The 478-nt window shown below is 67.6% G+C and carries 1 protein-coding gene; it reads right to left on the bottom strand.

Annotation, left to right across the window (positions count from 1 at the left end; all coding sequences use genetic code 11):
* A partial coding sequence (locus CU044_RS32175; protein WP_129772269.1) for an acyltransferase domain-containing protein occupies nucleotides 1-478 on the bottom strand: 478 nt, incomplete at both ends.

The raw sequence follows: 478 nt of genomic DNA, 5'->3' as shown, positions 1-478 counted from the left end.
CCACCGGTCAGATTCGACACGACCGGGATACGGGGAGCCGCGAACGACAAGCCCTCCGCGACGGTGCGGAAGTCGTCCAGCATCGGATCCATCAAAGGCGAGTGGAAGGCGTGCGACACCCGCAGACGCGTGGTCTTACGACCCTGCTCCGACAACCGCGCCGCCACCGCCAGGACAGCATCCTCATCACCCGAAACGACAACCGACGAGGGGCCGTTGATCGCCGCGATCGACACCTCACCCGACAGCAGCGGGGCGACCTCGTCCTCCGTCGCCTGCACCGCCATCATCGAACCACCCACCGGCAACGCCTGCATCAGCGACGCACGCGCCACCACCAGACGGCAGGCGTCCTCCAGCGAGAACACCCCCGCCACATACGCCGCCGCGACCTCACCGATCGAATGCCCCGCCACGAAGTCGGTCCGCACACCCCACGATTCGACCAGCCGGAACAGCGCCACCTCCACCGCGAACA

The organism is Streptomyces sp. L-9-10 (assembly GCF_004151105.1).
Lineage (GTDB): Bacteria > Actinomycetota > Actinomycetes > Streptomycetales > Streptomycetaceae > Streptomyces.
Note: the sequence above shows the minus strand (reverse complement) of the source record. Positions and strands in the feature narration are given on the sequence as shown.